This is a genomic window from Candidatus Hydrogenedentota bacterium (assembly GCA_013359265.1).
In the GTDB taxonomy this organism is placed as follows: Bacteria; Hydrogenedentota; Hydrogenedentia; order Hydrogenedentales; family SLHB01; genus JABWCD01.
In genome coordinates this window covers 160,330-178,657 of sequence record JABWCD010000002.1, presented here as the reverse complement: position 1 = coordinate 178,657, position 18,328 = coordinate 160,330, and the positions used below count along the sequence as shown (strand labels likewise).

Here is an 18,328-nt window from a genome sequence, read left to right as displayed (position 1 = left end):
TTACGCGGACTACAGCTCGATCCACGTAGTCGTGTGGCAGGCTTCCATGTCTTCGCCGTGGCGGAAGGCGATGGCGGCAGTGGGGCAGGCCGCGACGCATTCTTCGGCGGATTTTTTGAGGGCTTCGTCGAAGCTGTGGTCGAAGGGGACGCGGATTTCGAGGTCGAAGCCGCGGCCGACGAAGGCGAGGCCGATGTCTTCGCCGTGTTTTTCGGCGATGGCGACACAGAGGCCGCAGCGGATGCATTTGCCCGGTTCGAACAGGACGTTGCCGGAGCCGATGATGCGGAAGTCGCGGACTTCGGTGGTCAGGTACTTCTTTTTTTCCGCGCCGTAGTCGGAGGCCCATTTGCGCAGACCGCAGGAGACGCGCTTGCGGCAGTCGCAATGGAGGCAGCGGCCGGCTTCCTGGCGCAGCGAACCCCGGTGCGTTTCGCCCTCGATGGGGACAACGAACATCGATTCCTTGTTTTCGTTTTTGATGCGCAAGGCTTCGAGTTCGTCCCATTCCATTTTGCCGATCTTGCACTCGAACAGGTGCGGTTCGGCGGGGCCTTCGATGCTTTTGAGGTACTTGTCGACCCAGACCGCGGCGGTCTTGCCGTTACCGACGGCGCGGACGTTGAGTTTGTGCTCTTTCGCTTCGAAGACGTTGCCGCCGACTTTGCCGACGCCGTTGCACGCCAGGATCACGGCGTCGAACTGCGTCTTCAATTCCTCGAACTCGCCGTTGACTTTCGTCTCGTAGCGGAACTGGACGCCCATCTTTGCGATGTTCGCGATCTCCTCATCGAGCACGTGCTTGGGCAACTCCTCCTCGGAGAGCTTGCGCACCTTTCCGCCCGCGAGTTTCTCGGCTTCAAAAATTGTGACGGCGTGTCCACGCTTGCGCAGCACCCAGGCCGCCGCCATCCCCGCCATTCCACCACCGACGATCGCAACATGCCGCCCCGAATCTTCGGGACATTCGAGTAGTTCCGGATTGTCCTTGCGCGCTTTTTCGGACACATTGCGGTGGAGGAATTTGATCTCCATCGTCGTGTCGTACGATCTGCGGCGGCAGGGGCTTTCGCACGGCGCGGGGCAGACGTAGCCCAAGGTGCCCGGGAAAACGAGTCCGTTCGTGACGGTAAACGCCGCGCCGTCAAAATCGTTGTCGTAAATCTGCCGCATCATTGTCGGGATGTTCATTGACGCGGGGCAGGTATGCGTGCAGGGTGCTTCGCAGTCGCCGATGTGTTCGCTGATGATAAGTTCGAGCACGTCCTTGCGCGCGGTGCACACGTCGCCGGTGTCGGTCTCGATGGTCATGCCGTCCTGCACCAGTGACGAACACGAAGGGATCAACTGGCCCGTTTTCGTGTTGCGCACGACGCACAGCATGCAGGAGTTCATCGGGCGCACGCCTTCCCAATAGCACAGCGTGGGCACTTCGATGTCCAACGAACGCGCGGCCTGGAGCACGGTGGCGCCGGGCGCGCATTCGACCTGCTTGTTGTTGATCGTTATTGTAGGCACAGGGCCTTTTCCTTCTCTTCCTTCGTGCGCGATCCGGCCTTGATCGCGTCGACGGGACAGGCGACGAGACACGCGTCGCATCGCGTGCACTCGTCGAGCCGGATAAAATGCATCTTGAACGGCTCGGAGTCAATGCAATCCACGGGACAGACCTGCTCGCACTTCGTGCAGCCGATGCAGGTGTCGATGATCCAGTAATCGATCAGCGGCTTGCACTTGCCCGCGGGGCACATGCCGTTAATGTGCGCAACGAACTCCTCGCGGAAGTATTTCAGCGCGGTGAGCACGGGATTCGGCGCGGTCTTGCCGAGGCCGCAGAGGCTCTGCTGTTTCACGACCTGGCTCAGTTCGTCGAGCAGGTCGAGGTCGGACATCTTCCCCTTGCCCTCGGTGAGGCGCGTGAGCATTTCTTTCAGGCGCATGGTGCCGATGCGGCACGGCGAACATTTGCCGCACGACTCGTGCTGCGTGAACGACAGAAAGTATCGGCACATTTCGACGATGCAGTCGGAGTCGTCGAGCACGACCATGCCGCCGGACCCCATCATCGCCCCGGCTTCCGCGAGGGCCTCGAAGTCGATTGGCGTGTCGCCCATCGATGCGGGGATGCAGCCGCCGGAAGGACCCCCGACGAGAATCGCTTTGAACTTGCGCCCGTTGGCGATGCCGCCGCCGATGCCTTCGACGATCTGATTGATCGTGATGCCCATCGGCACTTCGATGAGGCCGCCGTGACGCACCTTGCCCGCGAGCGAGAATACCTTCGTCCCCTTGCTGCGCTCCGTGCCGAGCGCTGCGAATTTGGCCGCGCCGTTGCGAATGATCCACGGGATGAGCGACAGCGTCTCGACGTTGTTGATTAAGGTCGGTTTGCCGTAGAGGCCGCTCTGCGCCGGATACGGCGGGCGGATCGTGGGCATGCCACGTTTGCCTTCGATGGACGCGATGAGCGCGGTCTCTTCGCCGCACACGAACGCGCCCGCGCCTTCGAGCACGTGCAGCCGCAGCGAACGCCCGCTGCCAAGTATGTTTTCGCCGAGGAGGCCGGCCTCCTCCAATTCAACGATTGACTTGCGAATGCGTTTCGTCGCGAGCGGATACTCCGCGCGGATGTAGAGATAGCCTTCCTCCGCGCCGACGGCAAACGACGCGAGCAGCATGCCCTCGAGCACGCGGTACGAATACGACTCGAGGATCATGCGGTCCATGAACGCGCCGGGGTCGCCTTCGTCGCCGTTGCAGATCACGTATTTCTTGTCGCCTTGCGCATCGTGGACGAACTGCCACTTCTTCCCCGTCGGAAAACCCGCGCCGCCGCGCCCGCGCAACCCGCTCGCGACGATTTCCTCGATGATGCGTTGCGCGGACCAGCCGGCGTCCGCGGCAGGCGGTTCGGTCTTCTTACCGTTGTGCCGCGCGAGGAGTATACGCCCCTTGTTGTCGCCAAACAGACACTTCTCGACGGCCGCGAACCCGCCGCGACGCAGATATTCGTCGAGGCTCGCGGGATCGAGATCGCCGCGGTACTCGGTGGCGATATGGTATTGCGCGCCGAGGAAAGTCGAAACCATGCCGTCGCGCGCTTCCTCGTCGTGGCGCACGATGATGTCGTCTTTTTCGATGCCGCCGTAGAGGTGCTCGGTCCAACGCGAGAGCGACGCGGTCAACAGGCGCAGCGGATTCTTCGGCTTGAAATGCCGCGCGACAATCTCGGAAATGTCTTCTTCCCTGACCTTCGTATAGAGCGTCGGTTGTTTGTTCGGCTCGACGACTTCGATGACCGGCACGGAATGGCACATGTGCACGCAGCTCACGTGCTTGATCGGCACGCTGGATTCGATTTCTTCGAGCGCGCGTTGAATGGCGAGTTCGATGCGATCGGAGCCGCTGGCGACGCAGCACGAATCCAGTCCAACGCGAATCTCCGCGCCGTTCTCCTTCACTTTGCGCTTGCCATTTTTCTTTTCGACGACCGGTTCGTCGCGGCGCTTCTCGAAGTCGTGCACGATGTCGCCGACGGTATCCGCCGCGGCGTGGGCGTAGGTGACGCCGTCGATCTGCATCGCGGGCGCGAGCGAACAGCAACCGAGACACGCAACCTTGCGAATCGTGTAGCGGTTGTCGGGATCGGTGTCGTTGCCTTTTTCGATGCCGAGGTGCAGGTCCATCGCCTCGTGCACGTCTTCGGCGCCCTTCACGTGGCACGCGGTGCCATCGCACAGGCTGATGACGTGCCTACCGACTGGCCTGCGGCGGAACTGCGAGTAAAACGTCGCCACGCCTTCGATGCTCGAAGGCGTGATCTCGGAGATTTCGCAGACCCGTTCGAGCGCGGCCGTCGGCAGGTAACGATACTTCGACTGTATCGCCTGCAGGATAGGAATCAACGCCTCCGGCGCGCGGCCGCACTTGCCGACGATGCGGTCGATGTCGTCGAGATTGACGTCGTTCGCTGTGCAGCACGTATCAGGCATTGGCTTGCTCGATGCAGATGAGCTGGTTTTCGGTGCGCACGTAGATGCGGCCGTCCATGAACGCGGGCGTGGCGTGCACGGGCCCGCCCATGTTGTGCGAAGCGATCAGGTTGAACGTCGAACTCGCCTGCACGATGTGCAGGTTGCCGCCGATGTCCGCGGCGTAAATGCGGTCGCCGACGACGACGGGCGACGAGTGAAACGCGTCCTCGAACTCGTGCTCCCACAGTTTCTCGCCGGTCTTTGCATCGAGACAGACGAAGATTCCGGACGCAGTACCAAAGTAGAAGCGCTCGCCATCGCCGACAGGACTTGATATTTCGGGCAGGAGTTCGTCGTATTCCCAGAGAATTTTCGGCGCGATGCCGCTGTCCCCTTTCTCCAACTGGATCGCGGCTGCGGTGGCGTACTCCTGCGCGGCGAACACGATGCCGTTGTTGTATGCGGGTGACGGTGCGACCTCGCCGCTGAGGCATTCCTGGGACCAGAGCGGCGCGCCGGTCAACGGATCGTACGCATCAACGGTGGTTTCCGAATTCAGTATGAGCTGCTGTCCCATCGAAGTTTGGGCCATGATGGGCGACGCCCACGAAATGGTCTGGCGCTGCGCCGTCCACGCTTCCTTGCCGTCGGCGATGTTGAGCGCAATCAGGCGCGGGTTCGTGCTTTGGTCGAGTTGCACGTATAGGAACTTGTCGTACGCCAGGAGCGACGACGAATGGCCGTAATGGTTCTCGGGAACACCGAAGGTGATCGCCCAGACTTTTTTCCCGTCCATGTCGTACGACACGACGTCGCCGTCCGCGAAGATCGCGAAGACCTGTCCGCCGTGCGCGACCATCGACGGCGCGGCGAAGCCGGTATCTTCGCTCACTTTCGGCGGCTCTTCGCCCGCCGGCCCAAGGTTCTCGACGGTCTGTTTCCAAATCTGCTTGCCGTCGTCGGCGTTATAACAATAGACTTCGCGCGCAGTTTCGTTCGCACCGGAGAAGAATATTCTGCCGTTCCAAACCACCGGCGAGTTCGGCGCGGAGAGGCCCGCCTCGACTTTCCACTTGATGTTCTTGCCGGATTCGACGTCCCAATCGGTCGGCGCGGTCTTGAAATAGGCGACACCCAGCGAACCCGGCCCGCGAAAGCTGGGCCAGTTCTTTTCCATCACGTCCCACTTCGGGGGTTCGAGCGTGGCGACGGCGGTTTCGGTGGTTGGGCCCGCATTGGTAGATTCGCCGCTCGCGGCCACCGCATCGCCCGGTCCTGCGGGCGCCATCGCGCCAACCTTGCTCAGATTGCTCTGTGTCAAGATGGCGGACGCCATGCCAACGGCAAGAATGCCCACACCGGTCCACATGATCATCTGGCGCGACTGGGCGAGCGCAAGGAATTCCTTATCGGCGGTCGGGACTTCTTCCAGTTCGGGCTTTTCGCGTTGCCAGCGAATCGAGTACTTGAACGAAATCATGAAGACGACGACGCCGGCGAAGAGCAACCCGCTGCCGACCTGGATTTGGGTCATTGTGGTAAAGAGCGCTTTCCGGTTGATCAGTTCGAGCGCGCGAATGCGCACGGCCAGCGCTTCGTCCTTTTGGGGCTGCGTGGCGTACTGCTGGCGCATCTGCGTGATCATGGGATCGTTCACCGGGTCCGCGGCGCGGAATTGCAGGTAGTTGATTACCAGCAACGCGAAGACGATCACGGAAAAAAAACCGGAAACGACCATGACGGCGGTGGAAACGCGCCACAAGAAATCGTTCTTCTCAAACTCCCGCTTCTCTAACATCGACTACGCCCGTTTCGGTACCGCTTCAACGGGGCAATACGGATAGCAACGCCCGCAGCTAAAGCACGTTTCTTTGTGCGGCGTGTAGATTTCACGCTTCGGCACGGTGGAAAGTCCAATAAGTTTAAGGCTGATGATAAGCCCAAGGAAACCGCCGAGCCAAGCGCCGCCGGTCTTGAATTTGTCGCGAATGCCCATCGCTTCGGCGTTGAGCTGCGCGGTCGTCTGGCCGCCCGCGCGGAAAGTACGGCTCTCGAGCGTGTCGCCCGTCACCAGGCCCGCGTCTTCCGCGGCGATGCGTTCGCTGAGCGTGACGGTCGGGTGAATGCGCGACAGCGGCTCGTACATCGACCAGCCCGCGACCGCGCCAATTAAGATGATGACGGGCGACGCGAAAACCAGCCCGCGGATGCGCTTCTTGCCGATTTCCGGGTTTTCGACAAGGTGCGCCGGGGTCGGCATGTCGATCGCGTTGTACGGGCACGAATTCTCGCAGAGGCGGCAGTTCACGCACGGCGACGGCGGGATGTCGAGGTGCCATTTCGCGAAGCGCGACATCCACCCGAGCAAAATGCCGTAGGGGCACAGGAATCGGCAGTACGGCCGCGCGACGAATACGCCGAGCAGCAATATCACCGCGCCCGCCATAATCATCCCGTAGCTGTGGCCGAGCCGGTAGATGCCGACGAAGGGATCGTAGCGGCAGATGAAGAAGCCGGAACCGGTCGCAACGCCGAGCACGGCGAGACCGAGGTACACGTAACGGCCGAGGCCGAGCGTGCGATCGAGCGCGGGTGAAATCCGGATCGGCGCGATCGCGACGAGTTCCTGCATCGCGCCGAGCGGACAAACCGACGCGCAGAACACGCGGCCAAAGAACAGCGAAAACAACAGCGGCATGACGAAGAACGACAGCACCGCGACGGAGACGCCGACATCCGGCAGAAAGACCGCCGCCATGACGTTCTGCGTCGAACCCACCGGACAGATGCATCCCGTCCGGTAGAAGCCGAAGTACGCGAGCGAGAAAATGCTAAGGATGAACAGTCCCTTGCGCGAGCGCGCCTTGAATACCATCCACGTGGTCGCGGCGAGCGCGAGGAACAAAATGATCGCGTCCCACATTCCGTTGCTGCTGGCGGAGGGCGGCACGTACAGGTCCGGAATCTTGTACGCGGTCTGGAAGTCCGGCGGCGGAAAACGCATCTCCGCGGCGCCGCCGGCGAGTACCGGCAGCAGGAAGAGCGCGGCAATCGCTATGAACTTAAGCTGGCGCACTTTCCTTCGGTCCCAGGGTTGTTTGCGGCGGATTCGGACTGGCGGACGGCTGCGAAATCGTGGACTCAAAGTCGCCCGTAAGATAAATGTACGGCGTGGACGCCGGCACCTTCATGAACGAATCGGACGGGCAGGCCTTCGCGATCGAACACTCGTTGCAGTTGATGCAGATGTCCTGACGGATTTGCAGGTAGAACGACGCGTTGCCGAAGACGAGGCACGCCTTCACGCACTTGGCGCAGCCGATGCACTTCTCCTCGTCGATGATGTACTCGTAGTACGGGTCCTCGATGAACGTGCGCTTGATGGCAGCGGTCGGGCAAAGCTGGTTTTCCGCGCCGGTGTCGCGGTCGCGCGATCCCGGTTGCAGGTAACCGAAACACAGATCGCAGTAGCCGCAGATGTTGAACTGGTTGAGGCACTTCACCGCCGAGTGCGGCAAGACACAGTGCGTCGTGCAGCGTCCGCATTGGGTGCACTTGTTGGGGTCCAACTGCCAGAGCATGTCGTCGCCCTTTTCGCCGACGAGTGCGTAAGCGCCGCCCGCAAACGCGACCGCGGCCGCGCCGCGCATGAAATCGCGCCGATCGAATGCAACCGGTTCACTCATGGAACGTCTCCTTGGGCTGCGCGTCTACTTTTTTCTCCGGCAGCGAACAACCGCTGAACGCCCAGCAGGACGAACAGTAGTTGTGATTGAAGCATTCGCTCACTTCGCGCTTGCCGTGCAGCGCCATAGCGCCCACGCCGAGCAGCCCCGCCATGAAGCCGCCGCGCGCGACAGTCTGGAAAAACTCATGCCGGTTGAATTTCTGTTCCATGCTCGCTCTCCTTGCGCGCAAACACGCGCACTGCGCTGCGCTGCGGATCGAGTACCAATATACGATCGCGGGAATCGACCGCAATGTCGCGGACGGACTGTTCCCGCGGAAACAAGCTCGAGCCGGCGACAAGACCGTCGAACTCGCCGGAGGTCACTTCGTACATTTTAATCCGGACCAGCCCCTTCTCCGCCGTCACCAGTTCGCCCTTCGATGTGAAGGCGATATGCGTGGGATTGCAGCATCCGGGGAAGCCTTCAAGCTTCAGCACGGATGGCTTGTACCACGACGTGACGATCGAACCGTCCGGCTGATACCGCTCGAGGCCGAGCTTGCCGGGGTTGACGACCCAGATGTGGCCCTCGTCGTTGACCGCGAGATCGAGGTAGGGGCTGGGCACTTCAAGGCCGGGAATGTCTTTCGACTCGTCCTTCGTGCCGAACTGCGTGAGCAACTTCCCGTCTTTGTCGAAGCGCGAAACAACGCGCTTGCCGGCGTCGGCGACGTAGACATCGGCGCCGTCGACTGCAATCGCCGTCAGGTAACTTCGCGAGGTGAATTCATTCCATTCCGCTTGCTTGTTGCCTTCGGAATCGAGCACAAGCACTTTGTCTCTCAGGCCGACGTAGAGGCCGCCGTCCGGCGCGGCGGCAAGGCAGACCGCCATGCCGGGTATCGCGACTGTGGCTTTCGGCGCGTCGTTTTCGTACACCGCAATCGCGTCCTTCCCCGCGACGAACAGTTTCTCTTTGTTCACGGACATCGCGTGCGGTTCGGGGACGTCGACCGCGATAGAGTCGTTCTCGACGAAATCGGTCTCGACCTTATCGAGCGCCTCGAATTCGGCGAGGTTGTATTCGAGACTCTCGCCGGGCTCCTTGAATTCGCTCGTGCCGAGGAAGAAGAAATACGCGGCGCCGATGCCAGCGACGGCGACGCCGACGAAGAATCCGCTCTTGGGTTGGCGTACGCCTTCGCGCATCATGACGCGGCCCCCAATTCGACGCACGCAAGCGTGTTCATGTCGCGCAGGATCAAGCGCGAACCCGCGAGCGTAAACGGCCCCCACGCATCGTGGCCAGGCAGGATGTCGGCGTGGCCGAGCTGCACGAACTCCTGTTTCGTTGCGTCAAACATCGTGAGTTCGGCTTCGTCGCCGAGTATGTAGAACTTGTTGTCGGCGAGAATGAACGGGCCAAGGCCAAAGCGGTTGCTCGGTCCGCTGGACCAGACCAGGGTGCCGTCGGGCTTGTAACAGACGAACTGGCGCCCAAGCGCGCCGGCTTCCTTCGGCATGATTCCGTACAAGAGGCCGTTATGGTAAATCGGCGTTTGCTGTTCGCACGCAAGGACTTTGTCCGGCGTTTTGTCGTACACGATATCGACATTCATCTTGTCGCCGGCGGGTGTGAGTTTCAGCAAGCGGCTGCCGCGGCCGTAACCCGTCGTTGCGAATATTAAATCGTCGCCCGCGGCGATCGCGGACGGCGCGATGACCTTCGCGTCAAACGGGATTTCCCACAAAAGCGCCCCAAGCGAGTCGGGTTCGGCGGACACGCCGAAGGTGCCGCCAATGGCGCCGTACACGTACATGCGCTTGCCCGCAACCGTCATCGGTACGACGGAGGCGTGCGACATGTTCCAGCCGTTCGGGTTCGGCACCTTCCACTTCACTTCGCCCGTCGCGCAGTCCACGCCCATCATCAGCACGTCTTTACCGCACGGCGCAATGATCGCCTGGCCGTTGTCGATGATCGGGCACTGTCCCGTGTACCAAAGCGGCTCGACGGTGCCGTATTCGGCCTGAAGATCGATGCCCCACTTGAAGTCGCCGGTCGCCGTATCGAGGCACAGCACGTGACACTTCGGACCCATCACGACGAGATACTCTTTTGTGACCGCGGGGATCGTGCGCGACATGCCGTGGTTGCGCTTGATGTTGTTGTTGTACGAGCGCCGCCAGATTTCTCTGCCGTCGTCCAACGACAGACAGCGGATAGCGTCCGCGCGGGTCTGCAGATCGTAGTCCATCAGGTACACGCGGCCATCGAGTACGGCCGGCGAGGCGTATCCATCGCCCACAGGGACTTTCCACAAGACCGGCGGTCCCTCCGGACCCCAGGAATCCGCGAGTTTGGGCGCGTCTTTCGCGACGTTGCTGAAATCGGCGCCGCGGAAATTCGTCCACTCGCCGGGTGCGGTGGAGGGTTGGCCGTCAAACGCCGCGAAAATGCCGGACAGGTCCAGCTTGGCTTTCTTGGCCGCGCCGCCAACGGGCAGGCCGTCGTTGCCGGGGACTTCGGCGTGCATGGTGGTCGTGGGGTCATATTGAAGCCAGGCCACGAGCGCGGCGACGGACACGACCGTGCAGAGCAACGTGGTCCCCGCGACGGCATAGAAACTCACGCGTGGATTGTTGCCAATCGTATCGAGATCGACGCTCAGGAACGACATCCTGCCTCGCGCTCCATCCAGCACCCAAACCGGCACTCGTGCTTTTCGGCCCACCCCGCCGAAACCGCTACCGGAGTCCCAAGCTCCGGGACTTCACGCCGCGGCGAGGCACATTAATCCGCCGAAAACAACACAGCATACCGCACCAATATTCCTTTTCGCTACCTGTTTAGGGCAGCAATCGGCGGGTTTCCCAGATTGTAGAACCGTGCCCAAATAGAAGAAAATCAATGAATTGCGGCGGGGTGTGTGGCGGATCGGGTTGGTTCGGGAGTTTTGGAACTCTGAAGGACCAAAAGGACGAACGCGACCAAAAGGACCAAAAGGGAATTCACCGAAGCGGTGACCGTCCCCGGTAGCGGATCGCTAGCCAGCGGACGTGTACTGGCTGGCGGCCCGCAAAATTGCAGCCTTGGCGTCGGCGCCTTGCCGGATCGCCTCGTACAGCGTCCGGTTGAGCTCTCCAATCGATTCGTCCTCCCCGGCCGACATACGCTGAATGACGTAGTACAAGACGGGCTGCGGCGGGTCGGCCTTCTCATCAAAACTGCGGTAGGTTACGTAAGTCACTTTCCACCCGTCATTTGTGGCGGCGACGCCTTTGTCGTGGGGACGTGCTGAATCGCCGACAAGCTCCATGGTATTCGCCGCCTTGTCCATCGCCTCACCTGTGGACCGCACCAACTTCTGGCCCAGTTCGCCGACACTGTTTACGGCGTCGAGCAGCGCCGCGTCGGAGGGGTCCCACTCACCCCCGCGCGGGGCGAGCCGGATGATCGCCGTCTCCAAAGGCGAGTTCTCGTCCTTGCCAATGAGGTCCACCCGGCACTCGAACAGATCCATGGGGTAGGAAAACGACACCATACGGCGTCCGAATAACCCACCGCCTTGCCCAAACTTCGAGCCGCCCCTCGGCTCGACGGTTGCCTCGACGGCCTTGACCGCGTCGCCGAGCGTTCGTGCCGGATCGACGGACGTGAGCCTGCCGGAATTGCGCCAGGCCAGGTACCCGAATCCGGCGATTATCATCGTGCAGACGGTAATCACTTCGAACCACTTGTTGCGCGTAATCTTCCGCTGGTGCTCGGGAGTAGGCAGCGGAACCGGCCCGGGCGGGGAAACGCGGAAATCCTGTTCATTCATTGCGGGTCCTTCTTGGGTCGAGAACTGCCAGCAGGAAGTGACGCAGCGCCTTCGTGAACCAGTATGGGTGGATGGGTAGGGCGCGTCAAGCGGCCGAGGATTGTATACTTACGTTGATCGGAAAACTTATGAGTACGATGTCTCCATTACACGATCGTTTTCGCGCGTGGCTGACGCTGCGTAACGGGCTGATCTTCGTATTTCGTTTGCTGCTCTTCATTGCGGGCGGGTCGCTCGCGTATTTGTTGTTCATCTTGGGCCACTACGACGTAAGGGAGGCGGTTGCCTACGGTCAAAGCGACGCGACACCTAAGTATACGATCCTCACCGTGGCAGCCATCGCCGGCGTAAGCGCACTGCTCGCGGGAATGCTGCAATGGATAGGGCTTCCCACCGACCCCGCCAAGACCGAAGGCAAGAAATCGGCGAAAAAGTGACCACATTAAGACACGAAGAAGGTGGTCGTTGTTGCCAGGCAACTGGATACTGAATCGCGACTATTCGTCTTGGAAGAGGTCTCCGGCGCGCCAATCCTGAAAACCGGGTGCGCTACTAAGGCCGCCGCCACTGACGCGGGAGGCGTCGCCGCCGGCCCCACCATTGCCGCCACTGACGCTGCTGGAGTCTTCGCCGGTGGCCTCACTGAAGCTGCCGCCTGACACGCTTGATGTGAAACCTTGTGCTTCGTTCAAGTAGCCGCCCGTTACACCGGCAAACGGGGCGGTCGCGGGTACTGGCAAACACTACACCAAAACTCCGCTATGGGCCGAACCAGGCACTTACTGCGACGCAATTTTGAGATCGAGATCGCGTGCGCGGGGGGTAGCTCTCGATCTAACCGATGCCCCGAACCGCCTGCCGACTGTCGCCACAGCGTCGGCAAAACCTAGTTGTCCTCAAACAGGCTGCCGGCGCGCCAATCGTCGATTCCCGAAGCGACAGTGGCCCCGCCCCCGCTGATGGATGAGTATCTTCCGCTGGACTCGTTTTGCCTTCCGCCGCCCACGCTGGATTCATCGCCGCTGGCTAAATTTGTAGCGCCGCCACTTACGCTGGAATAGAGTCCACCCGCGCTATTATTGCTTCCGCCACTCACGCTCGATGCGTTGCCGCTGGCCACATTCAGCACGCCGCCACTCACGCTCGAGTAGTTGGCGGTAGCATCGTTTCTGGTTCCACCACTAACACTGGCGTAATCGCCGCTGGCCGCATTATCCAAGCCTCCGCTCACACTGCATGCCTGCCCGGTCAAAAAGTTGCCGGTGCCCGCGACAAATCCGCCCCAGTTCGTATACTCATGGAAACGGCCAACCACAAGGTTATGCGAGCCGGAGCGCTCATAAAAGCCGTCAACGTTCTCGTTGTAGCCTACGATAAGGTTTCCGCGCCCGGTCAATCCGCTACTATCTTCCGTGTCGCCGCTGCCTGAGCGGACATGAACGTTGCAGTCCTCAAAAATGACGTGGGGACCGGCCAGGCCGTTGATCGGGTCTTGCTTAACGCTTATGTATTGTAACTTCGCTTCGAGCTTGGCGACCTTCTTCTCCAGCTTATTCACGCGGTCCTGCAAGGCCTTGCTCTCGTCCGCCGCCCGAATTGGCAGCGCTGTTATCCCAACCGATACCGTTACGGCCACCACCAACACGAGTCCAGAGCGAAGGTTCGAAGACATGGCGCTTCTCCTCAGAATTGCAGTCCACACGTTTCAGAACAGAAGAGGCCATGCGCAGCACCATGCATGCCCCAGAACAACCCGGCATCAGGATACGCCCAGGTGAGAACTACGGCAAGAGATTCGTTTGGAACAACTTCATCTACTTCTGCGCCCGCCACTCGCGCCCGTGGACCATCCAATGTTTCGGGTGTCGCAGTCGTCTTTCCCGGTCTAGAACAACTCCAAGGTATACGACAGAGTGAAGAACAGTCCGACCACCAGGAATATGGCCGCGGTCGCGTAGCGCGCGAACCGTTCCGCGTTGCCGACCCGCGCAAACGCCGCCGTCAGCCGGTTCGCGGACACGGCAATGATCAGACTAAACACGATGACCGGCGCCGCAACACCCATCGCATAAACCAGAGGCAGGAAGAAACTCGATTCGCGTGCGATGGCGAGGGGCAGCAAACTGCCGAAAAACAGCGCCGCCGTCGTCGGGCAGAACGACATCGCGAAAACAATTCCCAACAACGCCGCCACCCAGAACCCGCCCGCGTTCGCGCGCGCCTGCGCCCACGCCTTAAGCCGGCCCGAGCCGATTTGGACTGCAAACAACTCGAATAGAAACAACGCGCACACTATGAGGATCGGACCGAGCAAGCGAAACATGTACGCTTGGAGGAAGTGCGCGACGGACGGCACCGAGAGCAGGCTTGTAACCAGTGTCATCGCCAACAGCACAAACGCCGCGGCTTGTCCTGCGATGTAGCAGGTGCAGGAAATGAGCACAAACCGGATGCTGTCCACCCGGCGCGCCAGAAACGAGATCGCCGCGACGTTCGTCGCCAACAGGCACGGACTAACCGACGTCAGCACGCCGAGCCAGAAGGCGGCGCCCGCCGCGACGAGCCATTCGCTCACGCAGGGGCATCCAGTTCGGCGCGGATTTCATTGCGCACGTAGTCGATAAACGCGGTCTTGTCGTAGACGAGGTCCCACACTTTGTCGAGGTTTTTCCAGCGCGTTTGTTTTCCGCCGGCGATTCGTGAGAGCACGATGCATTTGGTGTAGATGCCGTACTCGTCGATGTAATGGCGATTGCGCGGCTCGTCAACGTCGATTGCGCACCACACGATCGCGCCCGATTTCATCTCGTTGGCGAAATGCCCGTCCAGCGCGGCGCGCGCGTATAGCGGAATCTGTTCGCAGGTAATGCACTCCTTGCCTTCGGAGAAGTAGTAGACGACGAGATCGGTCGTTTGCGTGATCTCCGCGGCCGAGGCCTTGGCGGTAGTCGTCGCAGCGCGATGGGAACCGACTTCGGTGACGATGAAATAGGCGAGGCTGCCGACGGCGAAAACAAGGAGTGAATTGCGAATGGCTTTTCTGGCGTTCATGGTGAGGCCAAGCGCCGATCTATTTGATCAGTTCCTTGAGTTCACCCACCGAAGGTACACGACCCACCAGCCGCACCTCGCCGTCCACAACCAGCGCCGGGGTGCCGGGCACATCGAACGACAAAATGCGGTCGATCTGGGTAACCTTCTCCAGCTCGAATTCGACGTTCATTTCGGTGGCGGCCTGTTTGGTCAACTCGGCGAGCCGGTTGCACGAGGGGCAACCGCTGCCAAGGATTTGCAGTTTCTTCATGGATTGAACTCCGAGTCGCGGCGCCTGGCGTCTGGGGTCCCGGCTTGGCGCGCGCGCCGTTGGAAGTCCGCCAGCAGGAACAATTTGCCTTTGTTTGTATGTTAAGCTGTCGTTCCCTGTTTAACAAGGAGACTGGGCCATGGATTCCGACATCCTTACCGTGGACGAAGCCGCGGCAATCCTACAGGTTCCCCACGAAGTCGTGCTCAATCTCCTTGTTACGAGCGAGTTACCGGGGCGCAATCTGGGTGGCGGCCAGTGGCGCACCACCCGTAGGGCGCTGATCAGTTTCATTGACGGCGTGCCGATTCAGGCGGGCTGTTGTGGATCGGAGATGTGCTGTTCGGCGGCTGCGGGCGGGCGCGGGTGCTGCTGAGCACAATCCCGTTCGCGAATGCGCGGTAACTTCGCGGCATGTCGAAACCGTCCAACACCGGTCTGAAAGGTCCCGCGATTGCAGTCGCCCTGATCGTCCTCTGTTTCGTTGTGTACCAGATTGGATTTGCGCCGGGTCCGCCGGCGGGTCCAAAACCTGCGTCGAAATCGCCAGTGGAACCGGAACCGCCCTCGGCACCTGAACCAAAACAGGACGGTGCGGCCGGTCCTGCGCCCGCAGCGGCGGCGGCCTTGGCGGATGTCCCCGTCACGAAGACCTGGCCAACGTACCACGGTGGCCCCGAGTTGTGCGGATACTCCAACGTGTCGGCTCCCGGCAAGCCAACGGTGCTTTGGCAGTACATCGCGCCCGGCGCGATTCGCCAGCCGGTTGCCGGTGACGATCGAGGCGTGTACGCGGCGACCACGGATGGTTGGATCGTCGCGCTGGACTTGGCGGGACAGGAGCGCTGGAAGACGCAACTGATGCGCGCGGCAGCGGATGGCGGCGTTGAGACCACGGAGCGATTGAACGCGCCGATCGCGTGCTTTCGATCCACGGTGGCGATCGGATCGAATGCGGGCATTGTGCACGCCCTCGATGCGGGTACCGGCGAACCGAAGTGGACGTACGATATAGGCGGCGAAGTGCTCGGCGCGGTGAACTGCTTCGTGCCAGACGACGCCTCGCAATCGGCGTTGCTTTACGCAATCGAACGAGGTCAAGGCGTGTTGCACTGCATCAATCTCGATACCGGGGCGCACGTGTGGCGCACGGACCCCATTGCGCGGACGGACGGATCGATGGCCGTCGCGGACGGTACGGTTGTGTATGGCAGTTGCGATTTCGCGCTGCACGTGTACGGCGCGCCGGACGGCAAACGAGGCGGCGCGATCGCGTTGTGCGGCGATTGCCAGGTCGCGAGCGGACCGGCCGTGGCGGGCAGCGAGATTTATTCCGGTAGTCGCAGCGGACATTTCTATCGCGCGGACGCAAAGACCGGCGCAATCGTATGGACGAACGAGGACTGCACGGACGAGATTTTCACGACGCCCGCAATCGGGAACGACGCCGTGGTGTTCGGATCGGAAGACGGAAAAATATATTGCCTCGATCGCGCGTCGGGCGCGCTGAGGTGGGCATTCGAGTCAGGCGGGCTGCCGACCTCGCCGATCATCGCAGCGGACAGAGTGCTCGCCGGCGTGGATGGCGAACTGATAGTCCTGTCGCTCGAAACCGGCGAAGAAGTCTGGCGTCACGAGGTGAGCGACGGCATCGCCGCGCCATCGATCGTCAACGGCACGATCGTCGTCGGCAGCGAAGACGGCACGGTCATCGCCTTTGGCGCAAAGCCATGAAATTAAATAGGGACAGCCACCTGTTATTTCGCTGCCGTGCGGTGGCAATCCGCCTCGCTCCGACGCACACGGCCGAAATAATTGATGATTGCCCCGGTTGAATATGATGACAAGGTTCAAGGTCAGGCATTCGTGCGGTCACGAGGTGACGCACTCGTTCGCGGGGCCGGAGTCGATGCGGAAGCACCGCGAGGAGTGGTTGCGCAAGCGGCCGTGTCAAGCGTGCTGGCGAAACGAGCAGGCGGGCGCGGCGATGGCGCAGAGCGAGCAGATGAATCTGCCTGCGCTCGAGGGTTCGGAGGCGGACAAGGAGTGGGCACAAGTCATTCGGGCCAAGGCGATCGCCCACAACCGCGAGTACCACCAGCGCCTTGTCAATAGCAAGGGGCTCGACACGCAAGATGCCGAGTTGCGTCTCGCAATTGTGTCCGCCGCGGACGCCGCGTTGGGCGAAATCGAAGCGCAAGTTAGCGCTGCATGGTGGATCGAGCATCGCTTCGACGCGCTGAACTATATTCGCGAGAAGACCGCGGCCGCGATTGCGCCGATTATGGGAGCGGGTGAAGCCGGCGCCGACAGGTAGCGGGAGCGGAATCTCAAATCCCAGATTTGAAATCTCAAACGGGGAGAGGACATCGGGAGTCATCCCATTCCGGGCGATTCCGAAATCGGTTGGAATTGACGGATCGTTCTGCTATACTTCGCGCGGTTCGGCGGGCGTGCTTGTAAGTAGTTTTCACTTCAAATGTTATGCGGTCTTTCCGCGCTCGGTTCCTGACCGCTTGAGGGGTTCATGTTTCGTTCGTTGCTGAGTTATCTTCCGGGCCTGTTCTCGCACGACATGGGTATCGATCTGGGTACGGCGAACACGCTCGTTTACGTCAAGGGCCAGGGCATCGTCCTGAGCGAGCCTTCCGTCGTCGCCATCAACAAGGATACCGGCAAGGTGAAGGCCGTCGGCAACGAGGGCAAGAGCATGATCGGCCGCACGCCGGGCAACATCGTGGCGATTCGTCCGATGAAGGACGGCGTTATCGCGGACTTCGAAATCACGGAGGCGATGCTGCGGTACTTCATTCAGAAGGTACACAACCGCAGCCGGCTGGTGATGCCGCGCGTGGCGATTTGCGTGCCGTCGGGAATTACGGCGGTCGAGAAGCGCGCAGTGACGGAAAGCGCGTCGCAGGCGGGCGCGAAGAAGGTGTTTACGATCGAGGAGCCAATGGCGGCGGCGATTGGCGCGGGCCTGCCAGTGCACGAGCCGCAGGGCTGCATGATTGTGGACATCGGCGGCGGCACGACGGAAGTGGCGGTGATCTCGCTGGGCGGAATTGTGCACGTGAACTCGGTGCGCGTCGCGGGCGACGAAATGGACCAGGCGATCATTCAGCACCTGAAGCGCACCTATAATATGATGGTCGGCGAGCGGACCGCGGAAGAGATCAAGATTGCGATCGGTTCCGCCTATCCGTTGAAGGAAGAAATGGAGATGCAGGTCAAGGGCCGTGACCAGGTCATGGGCCTGCCCAAGATATTGACGATCACGTCGGAGGAGATTCGCGAAGCGTTGCGCGAGCCGGTGGCGTCGATCGTTAATGCCGTGCGCGTGACGCTCGAACGAACGCCGCCCGAATTGTCTGCCGACATTGTGGACCGCGGTGTCGTGTTGGCCGGAGGCGGCGCGTTGTTGCGCGGACTGGACCAGTTGCTCGCGAAGGAGACGGGGCTTCACGTGACCGTCGCGGAAGACCCGCTGACCGCCGTCGTGCTCGGCACCGGCAAGTATCTGGAAGGAATTCGCCGCTTTAACGAAGAAGCTTAA

Annotated in this window: 18 protein-coding genes; 5 read left to right on the top strand and 13 right to left on the bottom strand. The window is 61.2% G+C overall.

Translation table 11 applies throughout. The features are described from left to right. Positions 1-9: 9 nt before the first annotated feature. The 9 genes from HUU46_01885 to HUU46_01845 form a co-directional block, all read right to left on the bottom strand. Positions 10-1,518 (bottom strand): FAD-dependent oxidoreductase, encoded by a 1,509-nt coding sequence (locus HUU46_01885; GenBank protein NUM52371.1) that lies wholly within the window; start codon positions 1,516-1,518, stop codon positions 10-12. Further along, a complete protein-coding gene (nuoE, locus tag HUU46_01880; GenBank protein NUM52370.1) occupies positions 1,506-3,992 on the bottom strand; it encodes an NADH-quinone oxidoreductase subunit NuoE in 2,487 nt (828 codons plus the stop codon). Before nuoE ends, HUU46_01885 begins: the two co-directional genes overlap by 13 nt. After that, positions 3,985-5,772, bottom strand: coding sequence for a PQQ-binding-like beta-propeller repeat protein (locus tag HUU46_01875; protein NUM52369.1), 1,788 nt, complete (start codon positions 5,770-5,772; stop codon positions 3,985-3,987). Before HUU46_01875 ends, nuoE begins: the two co-directional genes overlap by 8 nt. 3 nt (positions 5,773-5,775) lie before the next feature. Beyond that, positions 5,776-7,050, bottom strand: coding sequence for a 4Fe-4S binding protein (locus HUU46_01870; protein NUM52368.1), 1,275 nt, complete (start codon positions 7,048-7,050; stop codon positions 5,776-5,778). Continuing rightward, the gene (locus HUU46_01865; GenBank protein ID NUM52367.1) at positions 7,037-7,660 is read right to left on the bottom strand and encodes a 4Fe-4S binding protein; all 624 of its coding nucleotides are present in this window, start codon (positions 7,658-7,660) and stop codon (positions 7,037-7,039) included. The genes HUU46_01870 and HUU46_01865 overlap by 14 nt, the downstream gene beginning before the upstream one ends. Further along, positions 7,653-7,871 (bottom strand): hypothetical protein, encoded by a 219-nt coding sequence (locus HUU46_01860; GenBank protein ID NUM52366.1) that lies wholly within the window; start codon positions 7,869-7,871, stop codon positions 7,653-7,655. Before HUU46_01860 ends, HUU46_01865 begins: the two co-directional genes overlap by 8 nt. Continuing rightward, positions 7,846-8,856 (bottom strand): hypothetical protein, encoded by a 1,011-nt coding sequence (locus tag HUU46_01855; protein NUM52365.1) that lies wholly within the window; start codon positions 8,854-8,856, stop codon positions 7,846-7,848. Before HUU46_01855 ends, HUU46_01860 begins: the two co-directional genes overlap by 26 nt. Then, a complete protein-coding gene (locus HUU46_01850) occupies positions 8,853-10,325 on the bottom strand; it encodes a PQQ-binding-like beta-propeller repeat protein (GenBank protein ID NUM52364.1) in 1,473 nt (490 codons plus the stop codon). The genes HUU46_01855 and HUU46_01850 overlap by 4 nt, the downstream gene beginning before the upstream one ends. A gap of 366 nt (positions 10,326-10,691) precedes the next feature. Beyond that, the gene (locus HUU46_01845; protein ID NUM52363.1) at positions 10,692-11,468 is read right to left on the bottom strand and encodes a hypothetical protein; all 777 of its coding nucleotides are present in this window, start codon (positions 11,466-11,468) and stop codon (positions 10,692-10,694) included. Positions 11,469-11,596: 128 nt separating this feature from the next. Here HUU46_01845 and HUU46_01840 point away from each other — a divergent pair, with 128 nt between their 5' ends. Then, a complete protein-coding gene (locus HUU46_01840; protein ID NUM52362.1) occupies positions 11,597-11,905 on the top strand; it encodes a hypothetical protein in 309 nt (102 codons plus the stop codon). A 449-nt stretch (positions 11,906-12,354) separates the two neighbouring features. Here the strand turns inward: HUU46_01840 and HUU46_01835 are convergent, their stop codons facing one another. The 4 genes from HUU46_01835 to HUU46_01820 form a co-directional block, all read right to left on the bottom strand. Further along, complete coding sequence (locus tag HUU46_01835; protein ID NUM52361.1) at positions 12,355-13,140, bottom strand: hypothetical protein; 786 nt, start codon at positions 13,138-13,140, stop codon at positions 12,355-12,357. Between the two features lie 213 nt (positions 13,141-13,353). After that, positions 13,354-14,043 (bottom strand): sulfite exporter TauE/SafE family protein, encoded by a 690-nt coding sequence (locus HUU46_01830; GenBank protein ID NUM52360.1) that lies wholly within the window; start codon positions 14,041-14,043, stop codon positions 13,354-13,356. Beyond that, on the bottom strand, positions 14,040-14,519 hold the full coding sequence (locus HUU46_01825) for a hypothetical protein (GenBank protein ID NUM52359.1): 480 nt from the start codon (positions 14,517-14,519) through the stop codon (positions 14,040-14,042). The genes HUU46_01830 and HUU46_01825 overlap by 4 nt, the downstream gene beginning before the upstream one ends. A gap of 19 nt (positions 14,520-14,538) precedes the next feature. After that, positions 14,539-14,772 carry a TM0996/MTH895 family glutaredoxin-like protein gene (locus tag HUU46_01820; GenBank protein NUM52358.1) on the bottom strand — a complete coding sequence of 78 codons (234 nt, stop codon included), beginning with the start codon at positions 14,770-14,772 and terminating at the stop codon, positions 14,539-14,541. Between the two features lie 139 nt (positions 14,773-14,911). On the opposite strand from HUU46_01820, the gene HUU46_01815 reads away from it, so the two are divergent. From HUU46_01815 to HUU46_01800, 4 genes are all read left to right on the top strand, one after another. Beyond that, positions 14,912-15,148 (top strand): helix-turn-helix domain-containing protein, encoded by a 237-nt coding sequence (locus HUU46_01815; GenBank protein ID NUM52357.1) that lies wholly within the window; start codon positions 14,912-14,914, stop codon positions 15,146-15,148. 38 nt (positions 15,149-15,186) lie between these two features. Continuing rightward, on the top strand, positions 15,187-16,506 hold the full coding sequence (locus tag HUU46_01810; GenBank protein NUM52356.1) for a PQQ-binding-like beta-propeller repeat protein: 1,320 nt from the start codon (positions 15,187-15,189) through the stop codon (positions 16,504-16,506). A gap of 175 nt (positions 16,507-16,681) precedes the next feature. Continuing rightward, positions 16,682-17,089, top strand: coding sequence for a hypothetical protein (locus HUU46_01805; protein ID NUM52355.1), 408 nt, complete (start codon positions 16,682-16,684; stop codon positions 17,087-17,089). A gap of 210 nt (positions 17,090-17,299) precedes the next feature. Next, on the top strand, positions 17,300-18,328 hold the full coding sequence (locus HUU46_01800) for a rod shape-determining protein (GenBank protein ID NUM52354.1): 1,029 nt from the start codon (positions 17,300-17,302) through the stop codon (positions 18,326-18,328).

Bases quoted from the DNA above. Each gene is read 5' to 3' on its own strand.
- nuoE (NUM52370.1), bottom strand. From the start codon at position 3,992: ATGCCTGATACGTGCTGCACAGCGAACGACGTCAATCTCGACGACATC.
- HUU46_01875 (NUM52369.1), bottom strand. From the start codon at position 5,772: ATGTTAGAGAAGCGGGAGTTTGAGAAGAACGATTTCTTGTGGCGCGTT.
- HUU46_01865 (NUM52367.1), bottom strand. From the start codon at position 7,660: ATGAGTGAACCGGTTGCATTCGATCGGCGCGATTTCATGCGCGGCGCG.
- HUU46_01860 (NUM52366.1), bottom strand. From the start codon at position 7,871: ATGGAACAGAAATTCAACCGGCATGAGTTTTTCCAGACTGTCGCGCGC.
- HUU46_01855 (NUM52365.1), bottom strand. From the start codon at position 8,856: ATGATGCGCGAAGGCGTACGCCAACCCAAGAGCGGATTCTTCGTCGGC.
- HUU46_01850 (NUM52364.1), bottom strand. From the start codon at position 10,325: ATGTCGTTCCTGAGCGTCGATCTCGATACGATTGGCAACAATCCACGC.
- HUU46_01845 (NUM52363.1), bottom strand. From the start codon at position 11,468: ATGAATGAACAGGATTTCCGCGTTTCCCCGCCCGGGCCGGTTCCGCTG.
- HUU46_01840 (NUM52362.1), top strand. From the start codon at position 11,597: ATGAGTACGATGTCTCCATTACACGATCGTTTTCGCGCGTGGCTGACG.
- HUU46_01835 (NUM52361.1), bottom strand. From the start codon at position 13,140: ATGTCTTCGAACCTTCGCTCTGGACTCGTGTTGGTGGTGGCCGTAACG.
- HUU46_01825 (NUM52359.1), bottom strand. From the start codon at position 14,519: ATGAACGCCAGAAAAGCCATTCGCAATTCACTCCTTGTTTTCGCCGTC.
- HUU46_01820 (NUM52358.1), bottom strand. From the start codon at position 14,772: ATGAAGAAACTGCAAATCCTTGGCAGCGGTTGCCCCTCGTGCAACCGG.
- HUU46_01815 (NUM52357.1), top strand. From the start codon at position 14,912: ATGGATTCCGACATCCTTACCGTGGACGAAGCCGCGGCAATCCTACAG.
- HUU46_01810 (NUM52356.1), top strand. From the start codon at position 15,187: ATGTCGAAACCGTCCAACACCGGTCTGAAAGGTCCCGCGATTGCAGTC.
- HUU46_01805 (NUM52355.1), top strand. From the start codon at position 16,682: ATGCGGAAGCACCGCGAGGAGTGGTTGCGCAAGCGGCCGTGTCAAGCG.
- HUU46_01800 (NUM52354.1), top strand. From the start codon at position 17,300: ATGTTTCGTTCGTTGCTGAGTTATCTTCCGGGCCTGTTCTCGCACGAC.